The sequence below is a fragment of the Bradyrhizobium sp. I71 genome (assembly GCF_022354745.1).
Taxonomy (GTDB): Bacteria; Pseudomonadota; Alphaproteobacteria; order Rhizobiales; family Xanthobacteraceae; genus Bradyrhizobium; species Bradyrhizobium liaoningense.
Genome location: NZ_CP059398.1, coordinates 7165780 through 7189428 on the forward strand (window position 1 = coordinate 7165780; position 23649 = coordinate 7189428).

29 protein-coding genes are annotated in these 23649 nt (G+C 64.8%); 18 read left to right on the plus strand and 11 right to left on the minus strand.

The genetic code is table 11. The features are described from left to right. Positions 1-35: 35 nt before the first annotated feature. Genes FJV43_RS33965 through kynU form a run of 3 tightly spaced genes read left to right on the plus strand, consistent with a single transcriptional unit; the run spans position 36 to position 2931 of the window. Positions 36-845 carry an alpha/beta hydrolase gene (locus FJV43_RS33965; RefSeq protein ID WP_239623300.1) on the plus strand — a complete coding sequence of 270 codons (810 nt, stop codon included), beginning with the start codon at positions 36-38 and terminating at the stop codon, positions 843-845. Positions 846-880: 35 nt separating this feature from the next. Further along, positions 881-1720: a tryptophan 2,3-dioxygenase gene (gene kynA, locus FJV43_RS33970; RefSeq protein ID WP_028180727.1), complete on the plus strand. Its 840-nt coding sequence runs from the start codon at positions 881-883 to the stop codon at positions 1718-1720. A gap of 8 nt (positions 1721-1728) precedes the next feature. Next, entirely contained in the window at positions 1729-2931 is a 1203-nt protein-coding gene (gene kynU, locus FJV43_RS33975; RefSeq protein ID WP_239623301.1) for a kynureninase, read from the plus strand. 124 nt (positions 2932-3055) lie between these two features. Here the strand turns inward: kynU and FJV43_RS33980 are convergent, their stop codons facing one another. Then, positions 3056-3835: a cobalamin-binding protein gene (locus FJV43_RS33980; protein ID WP_239623302.1), complete on the minus strand. Its 780-nt coding sequence runs from the start codon at positions 3833-3835 to the stop codon at positions 3056-3058. A 118-nt stretch (positions 3836-3953) separates the two neighbouring features. Here FJV43_RS33980 and FJV43_RS33985 point away from each other — a divergent pair, with 118 nt between their 5' ends. Both FJV43_RS33985 and FJV43_RS33990 read left to right on the plus strand, forming a co-directional pair. Then, positions 3954-4352: a PaaI family thioesterase gene (locus FJV43_RS33985; RefSeq protein ID WP_028182077.1), complete on the plus strand. Its 399-nt coding sequence runs from the start codon at positions 3954-3956 to the stop codon at positions 4350-4352. Between the two features lie 152 nt (positions 4353-4504). Beyond that, entirely contained in the window at positions 4505-5110 is a 606-nt protein-coding gene (locus FJV43_RS33990) for a GNAT family N-acetyltransferase (RefSeq protein ID WP_061876526.1), read from the plus strand. 80 nt (positions 5111-5190) lie between these two features. Here the strand turns inward: FJV43_RS33990 and FJV43_RS33995 are convergent, their stop codons facing one another. From FJV43_RS33995 to FJV43_RS34010, 4 genes are all read right to left on the minus strand, one after another. After that, on the minus strand, positions 5191-5496 hold the full coding sequence (locus tag FJV43_RS33995; protein ID WP_028182079.1) for a hypothetical protein: 306 nt from the start codon (positions 5494-5496) through the stop codon (positions 5191-5193). 95 nt (positions 5497-5591) lie between these two features. Continuing rightward, entirely contained in the window at positions 5592-6278 is a 687-nt protein-coding gene (locus FJV43_RS34000) for a DUF2161 family putative PD-(D/E)XK-type phosphodiesterase (RefSeq protein WP_239623303.1), read from the minus strand. 96 nt (positions 6279-6374) lie between these two features. Further along, positions 6375-7055, minus strand: a complete 681-nt coding sequence (locus tag FJV43_RS34005) for an SDR family oxidoreductase (RefSeq protein ID WP_239629743.1) — start codon at positions 7053-7055, stop codon at positions 6375-6377. Positions 7056-7078: 23 nt separating this feature from the next. After that, entirely contained in the window at positions 7079-7822 is a 744-nt protein-coding gene (locus tag FJV43_RS34010; RefSeq protein WP_239623304.1) for a tyrosine-protein phosphatase, read from the minus strand. Between the two features lie 70 nt (positions 7823-7892). Here FJV43_RS34010 and FJV43_RS34015 point away from each other — a divergent pair, with 70 nt between their 5' ends. Continuing rightward, complete coding sequence (locus FJV43_RS34015) at positions 7893-8204, plus strand: MliC family protein (protein WP_239623305.1); 312 nt, start codon at positions 7893-7895, stop codon at positions 8202-8204. Between the two features lie 112 nt (positions 8205-8316). Here the strand turns inward: FJV43_RS34015 and FJV43_RS34020 are convergent, their stop codons facing one another. Next, positions 8317-8520 (minus strand): DUF2735 domain-containing protein, encoded by a 204-nt coding sequence (locus FJV43_RS34020; protein WP_028181961.1) that lies wholly within the window; start codon positions 8518-8520, stop codon positions 8317-8319. Positions 8521-9062: 542 nt separating this feature from the next. Here FJV43_RS34020 and FJV43_RS34025 point away from each other — a divergent pair. The 6 genes from FJV43_RS34025 to FJV43_RS34050 all read left to right on the plus strand — a co-directional run bounded on the left by FJV43_RS34025 (position 9063) and on the right by FJV43_RS34050 (position 13728). Beyond that, complete coding sequence (locus tag FJV43_RS34025; RefSeq protein ID WP_239623306.1) at positions 9063-10097, plus strand: glutamine synthetase beta-grasp domain-containing protein; 1035 nt, start codon at positions 9063-9065, stop codon at positions 10095-10097. A gap of 193 nt (positions 10098-10290) precedes the next feature. After that, on the plus strand, positions 10291-10992 hold the full coding sequence (locus tag FJV43_RS34030) for a GrlR family regulatory protein (protein WP_239623307.1): 702 nt from the start codon (positions 10291-10293) through the stop codon (positions 10990-10992). 18 nt (positions 10993-11010) lie between these two features. Continuing rightward, a complete protein-coding gene (locus FJV43_RS34035; RefSeq protein WP_239623308.1) occupies positions 11011-11694 on the plus strand; it encodes a substrate-binding domain-containing protein in 684 nt (227 codons plus the stop codon). 32 nt (positions 11695-11726) lie between these two features. Further along, positions 11727-12548: a tetratricopeptide repeat protein gene (locus FJV43_RS34040; protein ID WP_239623309.1), complete on the plus strand. Its 822-nt coding sequence runs from the start codon at positions 11727-11729 to the stop codon at positions 12546-12548. A gap of 71 nt (positions 12549-12619) precedes the next feature. After that, on the plus strand, positions 12620-12769 hold the full coding sequence (locus tag FJV43_RS34045; protein ID WP_007609497.1) for a hypothetical protein: 150 nt from the start codon (positions 12620-12622) through the stop codon (positions 12767-12769). Between the two features lie 254 nt (positions 12770-13023). After that, positions 13024-13728 (plus strand): hypothetical protein, encoded by a 705-nt coding sequence (locus FJV43_RS34050; RefSeq protein WP_239623310.1) that lies wholly within the window; start codon positions 13024-13026, stop codon positions 13726-13728. Between the two features lie 136 nt (positions 13729-13864). On the opposite strand, the gene FJV43_RS34055 is transcribed toward FJV43_RS34050, so the two are convergent. After that, positions 13865-14596: a DUF3750 domain-containing protein gene (locus FJV43_RS34055; RefSeq protein WP_239623311.1), complete on the minus strand. Its 732-nt coding sequence runs from the start codon at positions 14594-14596 to the stop codon at positions 13865-13867. Positions 14597-14767: 171 nt separating this feature from the next. Here FJV43_RS34055 and FJV43_RS34060 point away from each other — a divergent pair, with 171 nt between their 5' ends. From FJV43_RS34060 to FJV43_RS34070, 3 genes are all read left to right on the plus strand, one after another. Further along, a complete protein-coding gene (locus FJV43_RS34060) occupies positions 14768-15022 on the plus strand; it encodes a hypothetical protein (protein WP_239623312.1) in 255 nt (84 codons plus the stop codon). Between the two features lie 78 nt (positions 15023-15100). Further along, positions 15101-15460 (plus strand): hypothetical protein, encoded by a 360-nt coding sequence (locus FJV43_RS34065; protein ID WP_239623313.1) that lies wholly within the window; start codon positions 15101-15103, stop codon positions 15458-15460. Positions 15461-15641: 181 nt separating this feature from the next. Continuing rightward, positions 15642-17264: an ABC-F family ATP-binding cassette domain-containing protein gene (locus tag FJV43_RS34070; protein WP_239623314.1), complete on the plus strand. Its 1623-nt coding sequence runs from the start codon at positions 15642-15644 to the stop codon at positions 17262-17264. Here the strand turns inward: FJV43_RS34070 and FJV43_RS34075 are convergent. Beyond that, entirely contained in the window at positions 17261-18211 is a 951-nt protein-coding gene (locus tag FJV43_RS34075) for a glycerophosphodiester phosphodiesterase family protein (protein ID WP_239629745.1), read from the minus strand. The genes FJV43_RS34070 and FJV43_RS34075 overlap by 4 nt on opposite strands. Before the next feature lie 173 nt (positions 18212-18384). Between FJV43_RS34075 and FJV43_RS34080 the strand changes: the two genes are divergently transcribed. Beyond that, complete coding sequence (locus tag FJV43_RS34080) at positions 18385-19260, plus strand: MBL fold metallo-hydrolase (RefSeq protein WP_239623315.1); 876 nt, start codon at positions 18385-18387, stop codon at positions 19258-19260. A gap of 183 nt (positions 19261-19443) precedes the next feature. Here FJV43_RS34080 and FJV43_RS34085 read toward each other — a convergent pair whose 3' ends face one another. After that, complete coding sequence (locus tag FJV43_RS34085) at positions 19444-19692, minus strand: hypothetical protein (RefSeq protein ID WP_239623316.1); 249 nt, start codon at positions 19690-19692, stop codon at positions 19444-19446. 201 nt (positions 19693-19893) lie between these two features. Here FJV43_RS34085 and FJV43_RS34090 point away from each other — a divergent pair, with 201 nt between their 5' ends. Continuing rightward, positions 19894-20358 carry a cupin domain-containing protein gene (locus tag FJV43_RS34090; RefSeq protein WP_239623317.1) on the plus strand — a complete coding sequence of 155 codons (465 nt, stop codon included), beginning with the start codon at positions 19894-19896 and terminating at the stop codon, positions 20356-20358. A gap of 7 nt (positions 20359-20365) precedes the next feature. On the opposite strand, the gene FJV43_RS34095 is transcribed toward FJV43_RS34090, so the two are convergent. Beyond that, positions 20366-21328: an alpha/beta hydrolase gene (locus FJV43_RS34095; protein ID WP_239623318.1), complete on the minus strand. Its 963-nt coding sequence runs from the start codon at positions 21326-21328 to the stop codon at positions 20366-20368. Between the two features lie 109 nt (positions 21329-21437). On the opposite strand from FJV43_RS34095, the gene FJV43_RS34100 reads away from it, so the two are divergent. Then, positions 21438-22115, plus strand: a complete 678-nt coding sequence (locus FJV43_RS34100; RefSeq protein ID WP_239623319.1) for a nitroreductase — start codon at positions 21438-21440, stop codon at positions 22113-22115. Between the two features lie 365 nt (positions 22116-22480). On the opposite strand, the gene FJV43_RS34105 is transcribed toward FJV43_RS34100, so the two are convergent. Then, positions 22481-23602 carry an HD domain-containing phosphohydrolase gene (locus FJV43_RS34105; RefSeq protein ID WP_239623320.1) on the minus strand — a complete coding sequence of 374 codons (1122 nt, stop codon included), beginning with the start codon at positions 23600-23602 and terminating at the stop codon, positions 22481-22483. Between the last annotated feature and the right edge of the window lie 47 nt (positions 23603-23649).

Below are 23649 nucleotides of genomic sequence, written 5' to 3' on the forward strand. Positions count from 1 at the left end.
GGCTTGCTGGCCTTAAGTCCGCCGAGGAAAGCACGATGCGCGATTGGGATGACGCTTATGCCAATTCGGCCCATATCCCGGGCTCGGACAAGATGCCGGCGCTGTGGGCTGAGCGGGCGGCGACCTACCGCGCCGGACTGACAGAGTTTCGTTTCGACATCGCCTATGGCGCCGGCGAGCGCCAGAAGCTCGACCTGGTCCTGCCCGACGGCGACAGCAAGGGCCTCGTCGTGTTCGTCCATGGCGGCTATTGGCTGCGCTTCGACAAATCGACCTGGACCGATCTCGCCGAAGGCGCGCGCCATCATGGCTGGACGGTGGCGCTGCCGAGCTACACGCTGGCGCCGGCCGCGCGCATCTCCGACATCACAGCCGAGATCGCCGCCGCGATCGCCAAGGCGGCCTCGCTCGTCGCAGGTCCGATCCGGCTCGCCGGCCATTCCGCCGGTGGCCATCTCGTCACCCGCATGCTGTGCGACGACAGGTGCCTCGAGTCCGCCGTCTACAACCGCATCGCCGGCACACTCTCGATCAGCGGCCTGCACGATCTGCGTCCGCTGCTGAAGACCAAGATGAACGAGACGCTGCGCATGACGATGGAGGAGGCGACGCTGGAAAGCGCCGCGCTGCATCTGCCGCGCGGGCATTCGCCTGTGACCGCCTGGGTCGGCGGCAGCGAGCGGCCCGAATTCATCCGCCAGTCCGATCTGCTGGCCAATGTCTGGACCGGCTTCGACGTGCCGACCCGCCTCGTCGTCGAGCCCGGCCTCAACCATTTTACCGTGATCGACGGGCTGAAGGACCCGTCCTCGCCGATCACCGCCCGCCTGGTCGGCCTCGACTGAGTAAAGCCCGGGAAGATCGATCGAAAGGACCTGTCATGACGTCCAGTGACTACGATCCTACGAGCGAAGGCGCCGAGACCGATTTCGCACGGCGGATGTCCTACGGCGACTACCTTGCACTGGATGCGATCCTCGGCGCGCAGCACCCGCTGTCGGAGGCGCATGACGAGATGCTGTTCATCATCCAGCATCAGACCACGGAGCTCTGGATGCGGCTTGCCATCCACGAGCTCAGCGCCGCGCGTCGGGCCATCGCCAAAGACGAGGTGCAGCCCGCCATGAAGATGCTGGCGCGGATGTCGCGCATCTTCGAGCAGCTCAATGGCGCCTGGGACGTGCTGCGCACGATGACGCCCAGCGAATATACCCGCTTCCGCTCGCAGCTCGGGCAATCCTCGGGCTTCCAGTCGCGGCAATACCGGCTGATCGAATTTCTGCTCGGCAACCGCAATCACGCCATGCTGAAGCCGCACGCGCACGATGCGGAGACCACGAAGCTGCTCGAGGCGGAACTTGCAACGCCAAGCCTCTATGACGAGGTGTTGCGCCTCGCCGACCGCAACGGGCTCAAGATGCCTGCGGCGGTGCTGGCGCGCGATGTCCGTGAGACCCACAGCTTCAACGAAGGCGTGCTGCAGGCCTGGCGTATCGTCTACGAGGCGCCGGAGACGCACTGGATGCTCTATGAGCTCGCCGAGAAGCTGGTCGATTTCGAGGACTATTTCCGGCGTTGGCGCTTCAACCATGTGACGACGGTCGAGCGCGTCATCGGCTTCAAGCGCGGCACCGGCGGCACCGGCGGCGTCAGCTATCTCAAGCGCATGCTGGAGGTCGAGCTGTTTCCCGAACTCTGGCGCGTGCGCACGATTCTGTAGGGATGTCCATGACCCGGCTTCGCGTCTATGACGACACCAGGGCGTTGTTCCATTTGCCCGACGGCGTGATCTATCTCGACGGCAACTCGCTGGGCGCGCTGCCGCTGGGCGTTGCCGAGCGCGTTGGCCGCGTCATCACGGACGAGTGGGGCAACGAGCTGATCCGCGCCTGGAACACCGCCGGCTGGTACGCCCAGCCGCGTCATGTCGGCGACCGCATCGCGCGGCTGATCGGCGCGGAAGCGGGCTCCGTGATGGTCGGCGACACGCTGTCGCTCAAGGTCTATCAGGCGCTCGCGGCCGCGCTCGACATGAACGCCTCGCGCAAGGTGATCCTGTCGGATACCGGTAACTTCCCGACCGACCTCTACATGGCCGAGGGCCTGATCGAAACGCTCGGGCGCGGCCATCAACTGCGCCTGGTGGCGCCGGAGGAGATCGAGACCGCGTTGTCGGATGAGGTCGCGGTGCTCTACATCACCGAGGTTGACTATCGCACCGGACGCCGTCACGACATGGCGAAGTTGACCGCGAAAGCGCACGCCCTCGGCATCGTCACTGTCTGGGATCTCGCGCATTCCGCCGGCGCGCTGCCGGTCGATCTCGCCGGCAGCGGGGCCGATTTCGCCGCGGGGTGCACCTACAAATATCTCAATGCCGGTCCCGGCTCGCCGGCTTTCCTCTACGTTGCGCCGCGCCATGCCGACGGCGCTCGCGCCGCGCTGTCGGGGTGGATGGGCCATGCGAAGCCGTTTGCGTTCGAGCTCGCTTATGCCGCCGCCGGCGGCGTCGAACGCATGCGCGTGGGCACGCCGCCGGTACTGGCCATGGCGGCGCTGGAGGCTTCGCTCGATATCTGGGACAGGGTCGACATCACGGAGGTTCGTGCGCGTTCGCTGGGGCTCGGCGATCTCCTGATTGCCGAGGTCGAACGGCGCTGTCCGTCCCTGAAGCTGGTGACGCCACGCGCACATGAACGTCGCGGCTCCCAGGTCTCCTTCGCCTTCGAGAGCGGCTACGCCGCGATGCAGGCCCTGATCGCCCGCGGCGTCATCGGCGATTTCCGCGCGCCAGACATCATGCGGTTCGGGATTACGCCGCTCTATGTCGGCGAGCGCGACGTGATGAAGGCGGCCGAGATCATCGAGGATGTCATCGTCGGCGATGTGTGGCGCCGGCCGGAGTACCAGGTCGTCAACGCGGTGACGTGAGGAAGACGACTTCTCAGACCTCATTGCGAGGAGCGCTTGCGACGAATCAATCCAGAATTCCTCCACAGTGACACGGTGGATTGCTTCGCTTCGCTCGCAATGATGATGGACAGATTGGGCGCGTTCATCCCCACAACGCCGCTACGATCGCATCGAGTCCGTCCGTCAGCGCCGCGGGTCCCGGCTGCAGAATGATCGGCGACTTGATCTCGATGATGCGATTGTCGCGCACGGCCGGGATGCCGCTCCATCCGTCGCGTTGCTTGATGCGGGCGGGCACGACCTTCTTGCCGCACCAGGATGCGAGAATCACGTCAGGCGCAGCCTCACGCACGTCGTCCGGTGAAATGATGCGGTCCTTCGCCGCCGGCCGATGCCGCAGTTCCGGGAAGACATCCACGCCCCCAGCGATCTCGATCAACTCGGAGACCCAGCCGATGCCCGAGATCAACGGATCATCCCATTCCTCGAAATAAACTTTTGGCGGCGACGAGGGGCGGGGCGCTGCGGCGATTGCCGCAAGACGCCGCTCGAAGCCTTGCGCGAGGTGTTCCGCGCACCCGGCGGCGCCGACCAGTGCACCCAGCGTGCGGATCACCGCCAGGATCCCGGCGATGTCGCGCTGGTTGAAGACATGGACATCGATGCCGGCGCGGACGAGATCGGCGGCGATGCCGGCCTGGAGATCGGAGAACGCGAGCACGAGGTCTGGCTCCAATGCCAGGATCTTCGGGATGTCCGCTGAGACGAAAGCGGACACCCGTGGCTTCTCGCGCCGGACCTGCGGTGGGCGCACCGCGTAGCCGGAGACGCCGACGATACGGTCCTGCTCGCCGAGCAGATAGAGCGTCTCGACCGTCTCTTCGGTGAGACAGACGACGCGGCGGGGCGGGAAGTGGCGCATGGAGGGAGCATATGCGCGAACGCGGCGCATATGTCAGCACCGCCATTACCTCGGAGGTCATTGCTTTGCCGCGCGAAGCAATTCACTCTGAGACAACAAGCAATTGGGAGGAGATATGATGACGCCGCTCGAGAAACTTAAAGCGATGAAGATGCCGTTCGCCGAGCTCAAGGGCGTCGAGTTCGTCGAGGCCGAGAAGGACCGCGTGGTGGCGCGGATGACGGTCCGGCCCGATCTCTGCACGCTTCACCACACCATCCATGGCGGGGCAGTGATGGCGCTCGCCGATTCCGTCGGCGCGGCGGCGACCGTGATCAATCTGCCCGAGGATGCCAAGGGCACGACCACGCTGGAGAGCAAGACCAATTTCATCGGCGGAGCCAAGGAGGGAACCACAGTCATCGCCACGGCCACTCCGGTTCATCGCGGCAGGCGGACCCAGATCTGGACCACCCGGCTGGAAACCGAGGACGGCAAGCTGGTTGCTGTGGTGACCCAGACGCAGCTGGTCCTGTAAGACTACGGGACTTTGATTTTATTAACGAATTAGTCGCTCCGCTGCCTCTAACTTGGGCAGGTCTCCGTCTTGAAAATTATGGTGCGATGCACAATATAGGAGGTCTAGGGATTCGAACGCCTCCTCGAGGGACACCAAGAGGAGTTTCTGACGTGGTACTTGAAGAGACCGTCCGCACCGCTCCCGGCTATGTACGGACCTTGATCCAGCAGGAAGAATTGCCGCTCCTGCGCGATCATCTGCTGAGGCTCGATGCCGGCAGCCGACACGACCGCTTCAACGGCTTTCTCGACGACAGCTTCATCGAGCGTTACGCCGCCCGCTGCGCCGAGGACGGCACCGTGATCGTGGCCTATATCGTCGATGGCGTGGTCCGCGGCGCGGCCGAGCTGCATCCGCCGGAACATGATTGTTTGCCCGAAGTCGCCTTCAGCGTGGAAGCCTCCGCGCGCCGCCAGGGTGTCGGCACAGTGCTGTTCCGCCGCCTGATCGCGGAGGCGCGCTGGAAAGGCTACAAGCAGCTGCGCATCACCACGGGTGCCGAGAATCACGCGATGCGGGCGCTCGCCAGGAAGTTCGGGGCGCATCTGGCTTTCCGCCACGGCGAATCGACCGGTACGATCGACCTCGCGAGGACGCCTGAGGCGGAACTCGCCGATCTCGCGGCGTCACCGTTCACGGCCGGGCGCGCTCTTCTCAGCTTCAACAGCACTTGCTGGAAGCTGATCTCGAGCATGTACGGCAGTCGCGCCGCATAGCCTGAAGGTAACGGACACGAATCAAAAAGCGGACCGGCATGGCCGGTCCGCTTTCGTATTCTGGGTGGTGAAATGAACGCTCAGGTGCCGGTGCGCTTGTCGTTGCCGAAACGGCGGACGACGCGGCGCTCGACCACCACGGAGCGCTGCGCGCCCTGTTCGCCGGCGATGACGCGCGTGGCAGTGATGCGGCTGTTGGTGCGGGCCTGCTTCTTCACCTCGGCCTGGACAACGTCGAGCGGCATTCCCATCAAGGCTGCGGCGATCTCGGCCTGCTGCGCCTGATCATCGGTGATGCCGACGGCGGCGAAGATAGCCTCGTCCAGGGTGGGCGGATCGTGGCGCACGCGCCGCGTGCCATATTTGGTGTTCCAGTCTGCGCTCATAACGGCCTCGTTTTGATGCCGGGATACCTAGTGCCCTGAATGTTGCATTGCAATATGAAATCGGCGTGGCAGCTCAGCTATGCACCGTTCGGGTGTCATGGCGGTGACACAGCACCTGCGACGACCTCTACACGTTGCTGAGGCCAGCGTTTCAGAGCTGCGTCTCCGGCTTCGGTGAGCCGGTAAATTCCCCGCTCAGTGCGTTCGAACCAGCCATACACATTGTTAAGCAAGATCTTGCCGGCATCGGGACAACGTTCGCGCAGCTCGCGCACGCGCTTCGGGCCCTCAGCAAGCGCCGACGCGCAGGCCAATGCCTGCTGCCGATACGCCGTCATGATCGGTGCACGGGTGCTGCCGCCGAGCACGGGATCGCCCTGGCGCCGCTGATGCTCGGCGACGAGCCGCGAGCGCACCTTCGGCTCCCGGCGTGGCGCAGCGGTCGGCGGCTTCACCAGCACTTCGACCTGGCCGCGATCGGTCACCCCGAGCATGCCGAAGCCGAGACGGCGGCAGAGATTGCGGTAGCGCGCATCGCTCTCGCGTCCCTTGCCGCGCACTGAAATCTTGGCCGCGATCCAGACCTCGTCGCCGGCCGGCGCACGGTCGACCGCCTGCAGGATCAGCTCGAGATTGAAGGCAAGCTTGAGCTCGCCGATGACCACGATTGGCGGATCACCGGCGCTGAGACCGACGAGATCGCAGCCGCCGATCTCGCCCTTGACCGTGAAGCCGAGCTCTTCGAGGAAGCGTTTGACAGGCAGGTAAAGCGCGGTTTCCAAGGGAGTTCCGATCGGAGAATCAGTTGCGGCTAGTCTAGTGCCTTCTCGTCTCCGATTGAATCAAGCCGATGTTCGGACGATCCGATCAAAGCGCAATCACACCCGTCCACCTACCGGAATCAGCGCACCGGTGACTCCGCTCGCGGCGTCGCTGGCGAGGAACAGGATGACCTCGGCGAGCTCCTGCGGCGTCACCCATTTGGAGAAATCGGCCTTCGGCATGTCGGCGCGATTGGCCGCGGTGTCGATGATCGAGGGCAGCACGGCATTCACGGTGACCTTGCCTTTCCATTCGTTGGCGAGCGCCTCGGTGAGGCGATGCACGCCGGCCTTCGAGGCCGCATAGGGCCCCATGCCGCTGCCCGCCTGGAGCGCGCCCATCGCGCCGATATTGACGATGCGGCCGGCCTTGGACGCGGCGAGTTGCGGCAGCGCCGCGCGCGAGGCGTTGAGCGCGGTGAGCACGTTGAGCGCATGCATGCGCTGCCACGTCTTGACGTCGCCGTCGCCGATGGTCTCGAAGGCGAAGCCGCCGGCAATGTTGATCAGCGCATCGAGCCGGCCGAAATGCTTTGCCGCCGTCTCAACAGCCGTCGTTGCCTGCGCCGGGTCGGACAGGTCGACGCCGCCGATCTCGATGCGGTCGGGCGTCGGGGGCACTTGCGAAGGCGCGTGATCGATACCGGCCACGCGCGCGCCGCGCGCCAGCGCCGTCTCGGCGACCACCTTGCCGAGCGCGCCGAGTGCGCCCGTCACGATCAGGATCTTGTCTTGCATCATCGTTCTCCCGGCGCGGGGGCCTAAGATTGCAGATAGCGCTCCTTGAGCGCGGTCCGCTCTGCTGTGCCGAGCTTGAGCCCGTCGCGCAAATAGGTTTCGAGATCGCCATATTCGCTGCCGACCGCTTCGAAAGCGGCTGCCAGATACGAGGCCTCGACGCTGCCGATCGCGTCGAGAACATCGGCCGGAAGATCGGACGCGTTTGAGGCGTCGCGCCTATAGTGCCGGTTGGTCAAGAGGTAGTCCTCGGCAATGACGTCGTCGGGCACGCCCAGCGCATGCAGGATCAGCGCGCTGGCGAAGCCGGTGCGGTCCTTGCCGGCGGTGCAGTGGATCACGAGCGGCGCACGGTCTTCCAGCAAATGGCCGAACAGCGCGCGAAAGCAGTGCGTGTTGTGGCGAACATAGTTCCGATAGGACTCGCGCATGAGCTCGAGCGCCACGGGCGCGGTGAGCGTGCCCCGGGCGATCTCGGCGCGCAGCGCGGCGACGACGGTCGGCTCGATCGGCAGCGAATGCACGGTGATCTCGTTCACGACGCAGATGCCGGCTGCGCGCTCCTCCAGGCCACGGAAATCGAATGCGCTTCTGACGCCCAGCGCGCGGACGATCTCGACGTCGGCAGCGGTGAGCTGGCCGAGATGATTGGAGCGGAAGATGTGCCGCCAGCGCGTGATGCGGCCATCGGTGGTCGGATAGCCGCCAAGATCGCGAAAATTGCTGGCGCCTTGCAGGGCGAGATGGCGGGCAGGGGAGTCTGACATGTGATCAGCTTGGGTTATGTTCCATTGGACGCACGACGGGCGTTCTTAAGGGCTACTAGAGGGGGCGATCATGGGCTGCCACAAGGCCATTCTTTTGGCGGCTACCATGCTGGCGGGCGGAATTTGCCACGTCCGGCAGGCCGATGCGCAGACGTTCCGGACCTATCGCTGTGCCGATGGTACACAGTTCATCGTTGGTTTTTATGATGGCGACAAGCGCGCCTTTCTGCAGATCGACGGCGAGCCCGTAACGCTCGCGAAGCGGCTGGCGGTCTCTGGCGCGCGCTATTCGGGAGCCGGTATCACGCTGACCATCGGGAAGGCCGGGACCACCACGGTCAAGCATCTGAAGCGGCCGGCCACGGCCTGCGCGGTGATCTGAACGGCATGGTTCAGGCAAGAATCAAAAAGGGCCGAAACACCGTTGTTTCGACCCTTTCGAACTTGCCGCCAGGCACCTGCGAGAGCAGGCGGTTTCAAACCAACCACAGTCATCAGCGATCCCATTTCGGCTTGGCTTCGTCGACTGCATCCTGGTGATACCAGCTGTCGCTGCAGATCGAGACGTTCGAGGGCAGCGCAGCGTGATCGGCGGGAAAGCGGGTCTCGCCATAACGGCGTCCCCCGAGGGCCGCACGGCCGCCGACGGGGAACTGGTAGATCTGCGCAGATCCGTGACTCAGACCATTGTTCATCATTGCGATTTCTCCTTGGTCGAAGCGCCTTTGGCCCTCCATGGTGCGCCCGACTCGTTCGATTGTGGTTACTGAAATCCCCATATCGGCCGCCCTTACCGGATTGGAAAGTGCTGAAAAGGAAATCAGTTTCCGCCTAATTTATAGGCACGTGGCCTTCTGCATCCTCCAAGGCACGATCCCTCTGACCAACGCATGGGCCATTCCGAAGGTTGCGGGGCAGGGGTCGGATCGTTTGCGAAAATTGCCGGACGCTGATGCGCGTTTAGTCGGCAACCGGCGACGCGACTCCGGCTGCTCCAGAATCGGGCTTTTCCGCGGGATTTTGCGGTGCAGCTTTGCGTGACGGGTGCGCGGCTATGACGCACAGGGCAGTGGGTCAGTCGTCGGCAGCGCGGAGAGGCCGGGCCGCGGTGGAAAACCGCCCGTACTGCGGCTTTTTGGCACGTTAAATGCTTGGGAAGCGCCGGCCGATGATGGCCGGGTACAAAACGTGCGGGGGCCTCCAGGCCCCCAACCTTTCGCATCATCTACAGAGAGGCTCAATGACCAAGTACAAGCTCGAGTACATCTGGCTCGACGGATATACGCCGACTCCGAATTTGCGCGGCAAAACTCAGATCAAGGAATTCGCGTCGTTCCCGACGCTCGAGCAGCTTCCGCTCTGGGGCTTCGATGGCTCCTCCACCATGCAGGCCGAAGGCCACAGCTCCGATTGCGTGCTGAAGCCGGTCGCGGTGTTTCCGGACGGCGCGCGCACCAACGGCGTGCTGGTGATGTGCGAAGTCATGATGCCCGACGGCAAGACCCCGCATCCGTCCAACAAGCGCGCCACCATCCTGGACGACGCCGGCGCCTGGTTCGGCTTCGAGCAGGAATACTTCTTCTACAAGGACGGCCGCCCGCTCGGCTTCCCGGAATACGGCTATCCGGCGCCGCAGGGCCCGTACTACACCGGCGTCGGCTACAAGTTCGTCGGCGACATCGCCCGCAAGATCGTCGAAGAGCATCTCGACCTCTGCCTGGCTGCCGGCATCAACCATGAAGGCATCAACGCGGAAGTCGCGAAGGGCCAGTGGGAATTCCAGATCTTCGGCAAGGGCTCCAAGAAGGCCGCTGACGAAATGTGGATGGCTCGCTACCTGATGCTGCGCCTGACCGAGAAGTATGGCATCGACATCGAATTCCACTGCAAGCCGCTCGGCGATACCGACTGGAACGGCTCGGGCATGCATGCGAACTTCTCGACCGAGTACATGCGGACGGTCGGCGGCAAGGAGTATTTCGAGGCGCTGATGGCCGCCTTCGACAAGAACCTGATGGACCACATCGCCGTCTACGGCCCGGACAACGACAAGCGTCTGACCGGCAAGCACGAGACCGCGCCGTGGAACAAGTTCAGCTACGGCGTTGCCGACCGCGGCGCGTCGATCCGCGTTCCGCACTCCTTCGTCAACAACGGCTACAAGGGCTATCTGGAAGACCGCCGTCCGAACTCGCAAGGCGACCCCTACCAGATCGCTTCGCAGATCCTGAAGACGATCGCGTCCGTGCCGACCGACAAGAAGGCCGCGGCCTAAGATCCTCCCGGCCCGGGCTGGGGGCTGGCCCGGGTTGGTCTCAATCCGCCGGAGCTGCAAGGCTCCGGCGGATTTTTGCATTGGAATGACGGCCGTTCCCGTGTCTGCCGACCGCGGCTCCGCGAAACTTGTCCATTGCCGCCGAAAGCGGGATAGAGTGCTCCAGGATGCGCGCAGGGCCGGGGCACGGCTGGTGTTTGAAGGCTTTTACAAGGTGCGATTTCAGCTCGGCGATGCCGTCGGCCGGAGCGTGATGCATGCCGGCAACGGCAAGATGCTCGGTGGCAATTCGGCCTTCGCCCATATCGGCACCTACGTGAAGACCGGCGAGGGCGTGGACGTCGTGATCAACACCGTCCGCCATAACCCGGATCCGAGCTACCGCGCCATGGCGGGCACGGACGATGCGACCTTGATCGCGAAGGGCTGGGCGGACGGCGATCTCTATCGCTTCAAGGGCGAGCTGAAGGAGTTGCCTGGCGTGCCCTTCCAATCGGTGATGACGCCGATCACGGAGGACGAAGTACCGATCGCCGGCGGCATCGGCGAGGCCGGCATCGCCAACGGTCTCTACTCGATCCATCTGCGGATGCTCGACGGTCTCGACGGAGGCCTCACCGGCGTGATGCTGCTCAACCAGGGCCGCATCCTCGGCGGCGACGCGTCGTTCCACTATCTCGGCAGCTACACTGCCGCGAACGGCCGCTGGAAGGGCCAGATTCTCAACCAGGAGCACACGCCGGCCAAGGACGACCCGATCTTCGGCGGCCACGAGGTCGGCATCGGCTTCTCCGGCAGCTACGATGCGGAGCAGGCGGTGCTGGAGGCGACAGCGCTTGCCGGCAAGCGCAGCCTGCGCCTGACCGCCGCGCTCAAGCTGATGCATCGCGCCTGATCGCGCCAGGAACCGCTCATGGAAAATGTCCGCATGCTGTCGACGCTCGGCCTGATGGGCGCGATGCGCAGCCTGTCCTCTGCCTTCGAGACTGCGACCGGCATCCATGTCGAAGCCGACTTCGCGCCGACCCTGGCGCTGCTCAAGCGGTTGCGCGAGGGCGAGGCCGCCGACCTCGTCATCCTCACCCGCGAGGGGCTCGACGAGATGATCGGCGAGGGGCGCGTGATTGCCGGCAGTGCGGCCGATCTGGCGCGGTCCTTCGTCGGCATCGCCGTGCGGGCCGGGCAGGCGCACCGCGACATCGGCAGCGAAGCGGCGCTGCGCACGACCCTGCTCGCAGCGCGGTCCGTCGCCTATTCGCGGCTCGGTGCGAGCGGCGTATACTTCGCCGAGCTGATCGTGCGGATGGGGATCGCGGCGGAGATCAACGCCAGGGCCACCATCGTCGAGCAGGGATTTACGGCGGAGCGGCTCGTGACCGGCGAGGCGGACCTCGCCGTGCAGCAGATCAGCGAGCTGAAGCAGGTTGGCGGCATCGAGGTCGTCGGTCCGATCCCGCACGATTTGCAGACGCCGGCCGTGTTCTCCGCCGGCCGCATGGCGAATGCGAAACATGCCGAAGCCGCCAACCGGCTGCTGCGCTATCTGGCGTCGCCTGATGTCGTGCCCGTGCTGCGCCAATCGGGACTCGAGCCTTGAATTTGCCGGGACGGGGACGCAACGTGGCGACCATGCGGACTTACCTCCTTGCCATGCTGTTCGCGCTCGCCGTGCCCCTGGCGGCGCAGGCGCAATCGGCCGATCTCGTTCTGTGCGACCGGGTCGCCGCCGATCCCAGCGATCCCGACAAGCCGGCCGACGTGAAGGGCGTGGCGGAGATTGCGGCCTCCGACATTGCAACCGCGGTCAGGTTCTGCAAGCAGGCCGCGCCATCCTCGCGGCGTGCGATGTTCGCGCTCGGCCGCGCCTATGCGGCCAACCGGCAGACCGGAGATGCGATCGCAGCCTGGCGCAAGGCCGCCGACAAGGGATCGAGCGCGGCCATGGTCGAACTCGGCGTGGCCTATGCCACCGGCGCGGGCGTCGCCAAGGACGAGGCGCAAGCGCGAAAGCTGTTCGAGAAGGCGGCGCAGGCCGGCAACCCCCGTGGCGTCAGCAATCTCGCCGCGCTCGGCGGCGCAGGTGGCGCCGCGCCGGCCGATCCCGCGCAGGCGCGCGCGCTGCTCGGCAAGGCTGCCGAGACCAACGCGGAAGCGCAGTACCAGCTCGGCCTGATGCTCTCCGAAGGCACGGGCGGTGCGAAGGATGACGTCGCGGCGCGTGCGCTGTTCGAGAAGGCGGCGGCACAAAACCATCCCGGCGCATTGGAGCGGATGGGCGCCTTCGCACAGGAAGGCCGCGGCGGGCCCAGGGACAAGGACGCCGCGAAGGCCTATTACGAGCGCGCCGCGGCGCTCGGCGACGAGGACGCGAAGAAGGCGCTGGAGCGCATTCGCTGTCCCTACGCGATCAAGGACAAGCAGGGCAAGCTCGTCACCACGCTGTGCTTCTGAGCAGAGCCGGGACCTGACGGAACCTGGCTCGCGCGTACGTCGTTGACGTCCGGACAAAACGGAGCGCGATCATGATCCGCAAACTGGCATCGGGCGAATACCGCCTCTATTCACGCAAGGTGAATCCGAAGACCGGCAAACGTCGCAACCTCGGTACGTTCAAGAGCCGTGCAGCCGCCGAGAAGCACGAGCGCGAGGTGCAGTACTTCAAGCGTCATTGACGCGTGAGGGGCCTTTTCCGCGAGCCGGACGCAAAAAGTCGAAAAACAACCCCATGCACAGTAGCCAAGCCACTGAAATCACAGGATTGCTGATTTTACGAAATCGATTTGACCCGTCGCGCAAAACAGGGGCATACTGGCACCATGGCGGCGAGCGTTCCGGCACCGGCCCTGCGCGGAAAAGCCGGTGGCTTCAATGCGGCAACGATGCTAGGTAGCCCGCATTCCCTTTTTCCATTTTGCGGGTTCAGGCGTTGCTGGACGGGCTCTACAAGGTTGAATACGGCGTGAACGATGCGTTCGGCTGCAGCATCATGTGCCTGCACGACGGCAAGATGCTGGGCGGCAATTCGGGCTTTGCGCATCTTGGCACCTATCTCGAGCGCGACGGCGAGATCATCGCCGAGGTCATCACCGAGCGGCATAACCACGATCCAAACTACATGCCGCTGCTCGGCGCGGACGTCGCCTCGATCGGGGCGCGCGGCCGGCTCTACGGCAACCAGATCCGTCTCGAGGGCGGCGCGAATACCATGCCGGGCGCCAGGTTCTGGGCCAATCTCACGCGGCTCGATGACGGGGCGCTGCCGTCGCGCGGCACGATTGGGCCGGGCGGCATCGCCAACGGGCTCTATGGGATGAGCCTGCGCGCGCTCGACGGGGTCGATGCCGGACTGTCCGGCGTGATGCTCCTGATCGATGGCCGCATCCTCGGCGGCGATGCGTTCTTCTACTATCTCGGTTCTTACTCCTCGGCGGACGGCCGCTGGAAGGGCGAGATGCTGAACCAGGAGCACACGCCGGCGAAAGGCGAGAACCCCGTGTTTGGCGGCTTCGAGGTCGGGATCGGCTTCTCCGGCACGTGCACGGCTGACAGCGGCGAGCTCGAAGGCATCGCGCTCGCCGGGAAGCGGAGCCTGCGCCTCGCGGCCTCGCTCAAGCTGATGCGGCGGGCGTAGGACGTGCCCTCATCGAGACTGAGCCGCTTATCGGCAAAAAGCGGACATCGAAGCGGGACTGGATGAATATGAGCCTGCGTGCGCTATGAAGGCGACAGCGGCGCCGTCCGCCGGAAGCTACGCAGAATCCCCGCTCCTACAGGCCCGGAGTTACCCCGAAGCGACCGAGGCCAGGTAGTTTGAGCGCCGGGCGCCGGATGTCGAAGCCGAGCACGGCGCCGAAGAAATTGATCTCCAGGCCTTCGACCCAGCCGATCGAAAAGCCGATATATCCGCCAAGTGAAGCATAGATGCCTGTGCCGGACGCTGTTACGCCGAACCATCTACCGGTGTACGGGAAGTCCTTGCCGATCGCGGTCGGCGGCAGGACGGCTCGGAGCTCAGGGACGGAGTCGAGTGCGGCCTGCACGAAGGTGTTCGAATTGGGACCAGGCCAGACGCTGTAATCTCCATAGGATCGAAACTTATAGCTTTCGATCACATCTCTGATTTTCGGGATGAGCGCCTCCGCGCGCTCTCCATCTACAGCCACAATGGTTTCCGGCGCAGCGCCGAACCACCGCCCGTCCGGAGCGAAGCCGTTGGTGCGGATCGGCTCGCCCCACGCCGTGTAGTCATACCGGGTGTAGGTCGCCGCATCCTTCTCCTTTACGACGATCCAGGTGTGAATTGCGAAGATGCTGCGCCATCTCACCGTTCTCGCCCCGAATACCCGTACGACGGCTTCGCGATGATCGGCCGCGGCGGTCAGAAGCCCCGCGCTCGACCGATCGGCCGTTTGCCAATTCTGGCGGCCATCGCCCAGCCAGAAATATCTCGCCGCCGATGCGGTAAGCGGTGCGATGACGAGGAACAGAAGGATGAGCAAGGGCTTCTTCAAGGGAGCGGTACGGCAGGGGCTTCGACGAAACCATATAGTTCGCATGAACGCCGCCGCCATAGCTGCTCCCATTGGTTCCCAACGCGCTTGTCAGCAGAGCCGGACGGGCACCTGAGATCAAGTCGTTGTTCCGCAACCGCACCAGATTGGAGCGCGCCCATGGACATGAAGGAAGCCGCGGCGATGACAGAAGCCTCCGGGCTGACGGACGATCAGGGCGGCATACAGCAGGCTTCGAGCCCGCTGTCGGGTTCCGGAGAGCAAAGAGGCGGTTCCAGCCGGCAGCTCCACTCGCCCTCGTCGGATTCGGTGAAGCGATGGGCCGACCAGTTGCGCGAGGTGACAGTGAAGGCGCCTCTGGTGTCTTTGCTTGTTGCTTTTCTGGCCGGAGCATGGATCGCTCGCCGTCGATAGGAGCTGTGCGCTGCGCGACTTCATCACCAGGAACCCAGCGCTTCCGGAGCTGGCAACGGATCGAGGGAGAGGACATAAATGAGGCTTCTGGCGGCGGTCGTGACCATTCTTCTGGGCACCCTTTCGGTCTCCATGGCGCAAAGCTCGGGAGGCTCCTCTTCAGGCGGTTCTTCATCCGGCGGCGGCGCGAGTGCGGCTGGTTCGAGCGGCGCGGGCGGCTCGACGCTCTCGAATGGGACGACGCTCAGCGGAACTGGCGGCTCGCCAGGCCCCAACACGCTCAATGCAAAAAACCGGGGAACGACCGGCGCAAGACCACCCGGTGCTACCCCTTCTGATCAGGAAGGCGGTGGATCTCGACCGACTTACAGCACGCCCGCCGCAAACGCTGCCATCCAGCAGCTTGGAAATACCAATACGGGCATCCTCAAGAAGTGACGATCGTCAAGACCAGGCGGCGGCTCGACCACCAAGAAGTAGGTCATCGGGGGTCTATGATCCCCAAAGCTGCGGTTTGAACGACGGTAGTGCGGCCGGGTGGTGCGCTGGTCCCGGGCTTCCCCTGGAGGCTCGTATGGCCTATGACGCTGCAACGCAAAAATCCCCCCAAAAAGACCTCATGATCCGCCTCGACAACGTCAGCAAGCAAGCCGGCCACCAGATCCTGTTCATCGAAGCTTCCGCCGCCCTGAACAAGGGCGAGAAGATCGGCCTCGTCGGGCCGAACGGCGCCGGCAAGACCACATTGTTCCGGATGATCGCCAGCGAGGAGCTGCCCGACGAGGGGCAGGTCTCGACCGATCGCGGCATCACCATCGGCTATTTCAACCAGGACGTCGGCGAGATGAGCGGCCGCAGCGCGGTGGCCGAGGTGATGGATGGCGCGGGCCCCGTCAGCGAGGTTGCGGCCGAGCTGCGCGAGCTCGAGGCCGCGATGGCCGATCCCGACAAGGCCGATCAGATGGACGAGATCATCGCGCGCTACGGCGAGGTGCAGCATCGTTTCGAGGAACTGGACGGCTATGCGCTCGATGGCCGTGCGCGCGAAGCGCTGTCCGGCCTCGGCTTCAGCCAGGAGATGATGGACGGCGACGTCGGAAAACTCTCGGGCGGCTGGAAGATGCGCGTGGCGCTTGCCCGTATTCTCCTGATGCGTCCCGACGTGATGCTGCTCGACGAGCCGAGCAACCATCTCGATCTCGAAAGCCTGATCTGGCTGGAAAAATTCCTGCACGATTACGAAGGCACGCTGCTGATGACCTCGCACGACCGCGAATTCATCAACCGCGTGATCTCCAAGGTGATCGAGATCGATGCCGGCTCGCTCACCACCTACACCGGCAATTACGAGTTCTACGAGCAGCAGCGGGCGCAGAACGAGAAGCAGCAGCAGGCCCAGTTCGAGCGGCAGCAGGCCATGCTGGCCAAGGAGATCAAGTTCATCGAGCGCTTCAAGGCGCGCGCCTCGCATGCCGCGCAGGTGCAGAGCCGGGTGAAGAAGCTCGACAAGATCGAACGGGTCGAGCCGCCGCGCCGCCGCCAGAGCGTGGCCTTCGACTTTTTGCCGGCGCCGCGCTCGGGGGAGGACGTCGTCGCGCTCAAGAACGTGCACAAGGGCTATGGCAGCAAGCGCATCTATGACGGCCTCGACTTCATGATCCGCCGGCGGGAGCGATGGGCCGTGATGGGTGTCAACGGCGCCGGCAAGTCGACGCTGCTCAAGCTGGTCGCCGGCGCGAGCGAGCCGGACCAGGGCACCGTGGCGCTCGGGGGCAGCGTCAAGATGGGCTATTTCGCCCAGCACGCGATGGATCTGCTCGACGGCGAGCAGACGGTGTTTGAGTCGCTCGAATATGCATTTCCGACCGCCGGGCAGGGCTCGTTGCGCGCGCTCGCCGGCTGCTTCGGCTTCTCGGGCGACGACGTCGAGAAGCGCTGCCGGGTGCTGTCAGGCGGCGAGAAGGCGCGCCTCGTGATGGCCAAGATGCTGTTCGATCCGCCGAACTTCCTGGTGCTGGACGAGCCGACCAACCATCTCGACCTCGCCACCAAGGAGATGCTGATCACGGCGCTGTCGGATTTCGAGGGCACCATGCTGTTCGTCTCGCACGACCGGCATTTCCTCAGCGTTCTGTCGAACCGCGTGCTGGAGCTGACGCCGGAAGGCATCCACCAGTATGGCGGCGGCTACACCGAATATGTCGCGCGCACCGGGCAGGAGGCGCCGGGATTGCGGAGCTAATCTCGGCTGCTGCCTGCGATCTTGGCGATTGCCTCGATCTCGTTGGTCCAGATGCCGCCGGAATAGCCTTGCGGCAACCGCGCGAAAATTTCCGCCGTATCGATGCCAGTGGAGAACTCGCCGCCGCTGTAGGGACCGAGCGCAAAGACGGCGCTGTTGACTGCGTTCATGCGTGCGAGGAGACGATCAGGCCAGCCCCATAGCCAGGGAGCGGCGTTGATCGGCACCAGCACGATCGCATTGCGGCAGGCTGCCGGGACAAGGCCAGTCCAGCCATAGCCGATATAGCGGGTCAGGCAGCTCCGGATAGCCCCGCGCGAGACTGTACGGACGTCTGGGGTGAGGCGACGGATCACTTCGATCGGCTCGTTACCGCCATAGACCATGATGGTCCGGCGCCGCTCGGCCGACAGTGCGTTCAGCACGCCGGCAAGTCTCTCGCCTTCGTCGGGGTCGCGGCTCTTCACGTTGATGAGGAGCTTCTTGTCCGGGAAGGCCGCGAACACCTCCGACAATGCCGGCATCATGCCGACACCCTTGCCGCGGAACGGGAAGGTCTTGCCGCCGTCGGCGGTGTAGCCGTAACCGATGTCGAGCGTCTTGAGCTTTGCCATGGTCTGCGCCCGGGTGACGCCGTTGCCGTCGGTCCGGCAGTCGAGCGTCCAGTCGTGGAAGACGGCGAACTCGCCATCGGTGGTCGGGTGCACGTCGAGCTCGACGACATCGGCACCGGCCTCGAAGCTCGCGCGCATCGAGCGCAGCGTGTTCTCGAGGTAGTCGTGCGCCGGCGGCAACATCCGCGCGGCGGTGCAGGTGTCGTTATCCAGGTCCCGCTCGTCAAAGCGCTGTGCTATGCCGCGATGGGCGAGCAGCACCGGCTTGCCGTCCTGATGCGGCGCCAGAAGGCTGGTGTTGTTGATGTAGATGCCAGATGCGACGGCAACCATGATTGCCGCGGTCACTCTCAATTTCCTGCCCACCGGACATTCCTCATTCCACGATCAATATCTCCAGTATTTGAGGTTGATTTGCGGCACTCCGCGCATGGCGGCCCCTGCATGCGGCGTCTTGAATGCTCCCGGTCCGGTCGCTACGCTTTGGCAAAAAGGGAGCGAACACCGTGAAGCAGCTTCGGATCGGCGACATCACCATCGACGCGGTGATCGAGCGGGAAGGGCCGTGGCGGCGGCCGCAGGATTTCTTCCCGGCCTATGACGAGGGCGTGTTCGCCCGTCATCTGCCGACGATGGAGCCGGAGGTTTTCGACGCAGCGCGCGGCATGATGGTCATCACGTATCAGACTTTCGTGGTGCGGACGCCGCGCTACACGATCCTGGTCGATACCTGCACCGGCGAGGACAAGGGTCATCCGCCGCCGTTCGACTTTCCCGGCAAGGAACGCTGGCGCAACGAGCTCTTCGCGCTCGGCATCGGCTTCGAGCAGATCGACTATGTCTTCTGCACGCATCTGCACATCGACCACACCGGCTGGAATACGAGTTTGCGCGACGGCCGCTGGGTGCCGACGTTTCCAAATGCGAAATATGTCTTCCACAAGGGCGAGTATGCGGCCTGGGAGGCCGAGCATGCCAAGGGCAACGATCCGCCGGGGACCGTGTTTCGGGACAATTGCCTGCCGATCGTCGAGGCCGGGCAGGCGCTGCTGGTCGATGACGATTACGCGCTCGACGACACCGTCACGCTGACGCCGACGCCGGGGCATTCGCCCTGCCATTGCTGCGTGAACATATTTTCCAAAGGCCAGCGCGCGGTGGTCGCCGGCGATCTCATGCATCACCAGATCCAGTGTCGCGAGCCGGACTGGTCGGCGAAGCCGGATTGGGACCCGAAGCAGTCAGCGGTGTCGCGGCGAAAATTCTTTGCGTCGGTTGCCGACACCGACACGCTGATCCTGCCGGTGCATTTTCCGGCGCCGACGGTGGGCCTGATCAAGCCGCTTGGCGATGCTTTTGATTACCGGTTCAAGCGGAGTTGAAGCGTGACGGGTGGGCGTTGAGCCCAGTCTCGCGTCCCGGACGCGGTGCGGCACGCAGTGACGCGCCGCAGAGCCGGGACCCATCGGTCGGACCGGATGGGAAGCGTAGGCCCCGGCTCTGCAGCGCATCGCTGAAGAGCGCTGCGCTGCGTCCGGGGCACGAGAGTGCTCTAAGTCGGGCGCTTACGCACTGGTCTCGCACTTCTTCATGAAGCTGTTCTTGGCGGCGCCGGCGAGCGGCTTGCCGTCGGAACTGACCGCCTTGGGTGCGCAGGCATCCGCCTTGCACTTCTTCAGGAACGATGTCTTGGCGGCGCCGGCGAGCGGCTTGCCGTCCTTCCCGATCGCTTTGCTCTCGCAGGTTTCTTGTGCGAATGCCGAGCCCGCTGCAAAGGCGGCAACAATCGCTCCGAGGAAAATCCGCTTCATCATGGGTGTCTCCTGAAACCAGAAATGGCCGGGAGATAGGAGCCGGGAATCATGGCGCAATCAAGCAGGATGAGCGGACGTCGTCCGGTCGACGTACCGATCTTTCGAGCGCGGTCGGTGGCCGTCCATCCTTGTTGCACTGCTCGCTGACCCCGCCGGGCGATCCTGCTAGCTTCGATCAGCTTAGCTGGATGGAGCATCGTCATGGACGCCACGATCCCGAAGGGCGGAGAATCTGCCGATCGGCATTCCCACCTGGTTCGGCCCCAGGAGATGGACTGGCAGAAGACCCGCTTTCCGGGGTGCGAGGCCAAGACGCTGCTGTTCGATCGTCGCACGGGCCTGATGACCGCCTTGATGCGCTTTGCGCCGGGATCGGTGCTGCCCGATCACGAGCATGTCGGCATCGAGCAGAGCTGGGTGATCGAAGGCGCGCTCGTCGACAAGGAGGGCCCGGCCGAGGGCATCGCCTGCAAGGCCGGCGAATTCATCTGGCGCGAGGCGGGCAGCCGGCATGCCGCGTGGTGTCCGGACGGAGCCTTGATCCTGGCGATCTTCCAGGTGCCGAACAAGTTCTTCGAAGCCGACGGCCGCGTCGTCGACGCCGCCGGTCAGGACTGGGACGAGACCTGGGGGCACACCGACGCGCAACGGGCATCTCGCGGCTAGCACCTCCTCAGGCGCCCCGCGCGAGCAACGCCTTGAAGTCGGCCCGCGCGCGCTGCGCTTCGGCGCGTGCGACGTCCGAGGCATCGCCCATGCCGAAATAGCCGTGGATCAGGCCGGGTCCCTCGTGGTGCTTGACGCGGACGCCGGCGGCCTCCAGCGCCCGCGCATAGGCGGCGCCCTCGTCGCGCAAGGGATCGAACCAGGCGGTGGTCACGATGGCCGGCGCGACGCCCGCAAGTGAGGCGGCACGCAACGGCGAGACGCGCCAGTCCGTGGCATGGCCGGGATCGGCGAGATAGTGGCCGCAAAACCATTCCATCGTGGCGCGCGTGAGGAAGTAGCCCTCGGCATTCTCCGCGCGGGAGGGATAGCGCGCGTTCTCGCGTGCGTCCGCGTAGCTGCCGAGAACGTCGGTCACGGGATAGACCAGCATTTGCGCGGCGAGCTTGATTCCGGCATCGCGGCAGGCGATCGCGGTGGTGGCTGCGAGATTGCCGCCGGCGCTGTCGCCGGCAACGCCGAGGCGCCTTGCATCGCCGCCAAATTCCGCGACGCGGTTGAAGACATCGCCGACTGCGGCGAAGGCGTCCTCGAAGGCGCCGGGAAAGCGCGTCTCGGGCGGGCGGCGATAGTCGACGGACACCACGACCGCGCGGGTCTCGATCGCGAGGTTGCGCGCCTGCCTGTCGTGGGTCTCGAGGTCGCCCGCGACCCAGCCGCCGCCGTGGAAGAACACCACGGTCGGTGCCGGCGTGGTGCCGACCCGATAGACGCGTGCATCGAGCGGCCCGGCGCCGCCTCTCACCTTGATGTCCTGCACGGTATCGACAGGCGGGGGCGGTATGGCCGCGCGCGAGGCAGCCAGTGCGCGCAAGGAATCGCGGGCGCTCTGTGGCGTCATCGTGGCGGGATCGCGCATCGGCATGAGCGGAATGATCTGGGCGATGACGGGATCGAGCGGCGCGGCCATGACGGGTCCTCCGGGATTCTTGGTCTTGCTTGCGGGCCAGCATAGATTTTGCGCGCGGCATCGGCAACCGGCGCCGCAACGCCGGACTAACGGGCAGGGAGGTTCAAGAGTGGAATTCGAAACGCTGGTCCAGTCGCGCCGCAGCGTGCGCGGCTTCAGGAACGAGCCGGTGCCGCGCGCGGTGATCGAGGCGATCATCGAGAGCGCCAAGCGCGCGCCGTCGTCGATGAACACCCAGCCCTGGCATGTCCACGTGCTCGCCGGCAGCCCGCTCGAAGAGGTGCGCCGCCGCAACATGGAAGAGATGGCCGGTGGCGCCAAGGTCAAGCGCGACATCGTCAGCCACGGCGAGTACCAGGGTGTGCACCGCACGCGGCAGGTCGACATCGCCAAGAAGCTGTTCGGCGCGATGGGGATCGCGCGCGACGACAAGCCGATGCGGCAGGACTGGGTGCTGCGCGGTTTCCGCCAGTTCGACGCGCCGGTCTCGCTGGTCCTGACCTACGACCGCGTGCTCGATCCCGGCGCGGTCTGCCATTTCGATCTCGGTGCGCTCTGCTACGGCATCGTGCTCGCGGCATGGGACCGCGGCCTCGGCTCCGTGATCAACGGACAGGGCATCATGCGTTCCGACATCGTGCGCGAGGTCGCAGGGATTCCGGAGGACGAGGCCATCATGACCTGCGTCGCGATGGGCTATCCCGACGACAGCTTTGCCGCAAACGCCGTTCGCTCGGACCGCGAGCACAACGACGAGTTCGTGCGGTACGTGGGTTTTGCCGATTAGCACGACGGGAGGAGATTATTCTCTGGCGGAAATTTTTTTTGGTGCGGAGTCCCAAGCGGCCTCTTGCAATCTCGAAGGTGCAGGAGGAACAATACGCGGATTGAGAGGTTTGTTGCTGGCGCGAGGGAATTGACATGCGGCGGCTGGCTAGCCTGGTTCGACGGTTCTTCGGTCCGCGACCCCGGCACAAGATCGATGACGATCCAAGTCTTCCTTTCACACCCGAAGAGTTCGGCCGGCTGATACGCAGCGGCCGGCACGAGGACATGAAGCTGCTGGCCGAGGGGCTGGCCTGCCGGTCCATCCCGCGCCGCGCCAGCCATCGCGCTACTCACTAGGCCGCGTTCGAGACCGGTCTGCCGCGCTCACCGCGTGAGCGCGACCTGCTTGAATGAGTGGACCAGCGCCTTCTCCAGCTTCCCGTTCATCCCGCACAGAATATTGTAGGCCTCCGCGCGCGGCATGGTCGGCTTGTAGTGCCGGTGCTCGATCAGCGCCGCGAAAATGTCCGAGATCGTTAGAATTCGCACGATGTCGCCAATGCTCTCGGCGCAGAGCGCATCGGGATAGCCGCTCCCGTCGAGGTATTCGTGATGATGGCGAACGGCATCGAGTATCTCCGGCGAGATTCCGTCGTGTCCCTTGAGAAACTCGTAACCGGCGGCCGGATGCGTTTCGATCATCGCGCGTTCGGCGGCATCAAGGCGGCCCGGCTTGTCGAGGATGGCGAGCGGAATTTGCGCCTTGCCGATGTCGTGGAACATGGCAGCCGAGTAGAGACGTTCCAGGTCGGCTCTGCCGACGCCGAGGCTCAGTCCGAAGTCGATGGCCACGCCGGTCACGAGCAGGCAATGCTGATAGGTTCCTTCGTGATGGCGCCGCACCGTCATGAGCCACTCCGTCAGGCCATGCCGGGTGATACGGTCGGCAATCTGGCGACCGGCTTCCTTGGTGCCGTCGACGTCGAGCGGTTGGCCGAGGGTCACAGCCGTGAACATCGACGCGATCGCGGTCGCGGCGGTCTCGACGGCGTTGTCCGGTTGCGACGTGTCGCCTGACGAAGCGGACGGCCCGTCGGCCGGATCGGCCAGCGCCGCCAGCAGCCTGGTCCGGCTGACCGTGCCGGGAAGGACCAGCGTTGCCCCAAGCGCGTAGGCTTGCGAGATGCAGACGTGGGAGGCGTGCTCGAGCAGGAAGATGCGCTTCCTGGCCTTCGCCAGCTTGCCGGCCCGCTTCTTGATCGCGGCGATGTTGTCGACGTCGCGCAACTCCGCGCGGATGACGATGGCGGCCGGCGTCTGCGACAGCCTGGAATCGGCATCGAGTCGCTCGCCGGCAATGGTGAATTTCTCTTGGAGGATCGAGCAGACCCCCGAAAGCTTGTCGGACGTGTCGGCCAGCACATGCAGGAAGGGGCGATCGGTTCGTGTCTGACGGATGCCGCCGTCACCATCGACCGGGCCGGATCTTGTTGGCGCGTGCTGCACGATCTGACCTACACTTTGCGACTATGTGAATGTCAAACACCAGGTGG

Excerpts from the sequence above, each read along its gene's own strand:
- FJV43_RS33965 (WP_239623300.1), top strand. The coding sequence starts at position 36 with ATGCGCGATTGGGATGACGCTTATGCCAATTCGGCCCATATCCCGGGC.
- kynA (WP_028180727.1), top strand. The coding sequence starts at position 881 with ATGACGTCCAGTGACTACGATCCTACGAGCGAAGGCGCCGAGACCGAT.
- kynU (WP_239623301.1), top strand. The coding sequence starts at position 1,729 with ATGACCCGGCTTCGCGTCTATGACGACACCAGGGCGTTGTTCCATTTG.
- FJV43_RS33980 (WP_239623302.1), bottom strand. The coding sequence starts at position 3,835 with ATGCGCCACTTCCCGCCCCGCCGCGTCGTCTGTCTCACCGAAGAGACG.
- FJV43_RS33985 (WP_028182077.1), top strand. The coding sequence starts at position 3,954 with ATGACGCCGCTCGAGAAACTTAAAGCGATGAAGATGCCGTTCGCCGAG.
- FJV43_RS33995 (WP_028182079.1), bottom strand. The coding sequence starts at position 5,496 with ATGAGCGCAGACTGGAACACCAAATATGGCACGCGGCGCGTGCGCCAC.
- FJV43_RS34005 (WP_239629743.1), bottom strand. The coding sequence starts at position 7,055 with ATGCAAGACAAGATCCTGATCGTGACGGGCGCACTCGGCGCGCTCGGC.
- FJV43_RS34010 (WP_239623304.1), bottom strand. The coding sequence starts at position 7,822 with ATGTCAGACTCCCCTGCCCGCCATCTCGCCCTGCAAGGCGCCAGCAAT.
- FJV43_RS34015 (WP_239623305.1), top strand. The coding sequence starts at position 7,893 with ATGGGCTGCCACAAGGCCATTCTTTTGGCGGCTACCATGCTGGCGGGC.
- FJV43_RS34020 (WP_028181961.1), bottom strand. The coding sequence starts at position 8,520 with ATGATGAACAATGGTCTGAGTCACGGATCTGCGCAGATCTACCAGTTC.
- FJV43_RS34025 (WP_239623306.1), top strand. The coding sequence starts at position 9,063 with ATGACCAAGTACAAGCTCGAGTACATCTGGCTCGACGGATATACGCCG.
- FJV43_RS34035 (WP_239623308.1), top strand. The coding sequence starts at position 11,011 with ATGGAAAATGTCCGCATGCTGTCGACGCTCGGCCTGATGGGCGCGATG.
- FJV43_RS34040 (WP_239623309.1), top strand. The coding sequence starts at position 11,727 with ATGCGGACTTACCTCCTTGCCATGCTGTTCGCGCTCGCCGTGCCCCTG.
- FJV43_RS34045 (WP_007609497.1), top strand. The coding sequence starts at position 12,620 with ATGATCCGCAAACTGGCATCGGGCGAATACCGCCTCTATTCACGCAAG.
- FJV43_RS34060 (WP_239623312.1), top strand. The coding sequence starts at position 14,768 with ATGGACATGAAGGAAGCCGCGGCGATGACAGAAGCCTCCGGGCTGACG.
- FJV43_RS34065 (WP_239623313.1), top strand. The coding sequence starts at position 15,101 with ATGAGGCTTCTGGCGGCGGTCGTGACCATTCTTCTGGGCACCCTTTCG.
- FJV43_RS34070 (WP_239623314.1), top strand. The coding sequence starts at position 15,642 with ATGATCCGCCTCGACAACGTCAGCAAGCAAGCCGGCCACCAGATCCTG.
- FJV43_RS34075 (WP_239629745.1), bottom strand. The coding sequence starts at position 18,211 with ATGGTTGCCGTCGCATCTGGCATCTACATCAACAACACCAGCCTTCTG.
- FJV43_RS34085 (WP_239623316.1), bottom strand. The coding sequence starts at position 19,692 with ATGATGAAGCGGATTTTCCTCGGAGCGATTGTTGCCGCCTTTGCAGCG.
- FJV43_RS34090 (WP_239623317.1), top strand. The coding sequence starts at position 19,894 with ATGGACGCCACGATCCCGAAGGGCGGAGAATCTGCCGATCGGCATTCC.
- FJV43_RS34095 (WP_239623318.1), bottom strand. The coding sequence starts at position 21,328 with ATGGCCGCGCCGCTCGATCCCGTCATCGCCCAGATCATTCCGCTCATG.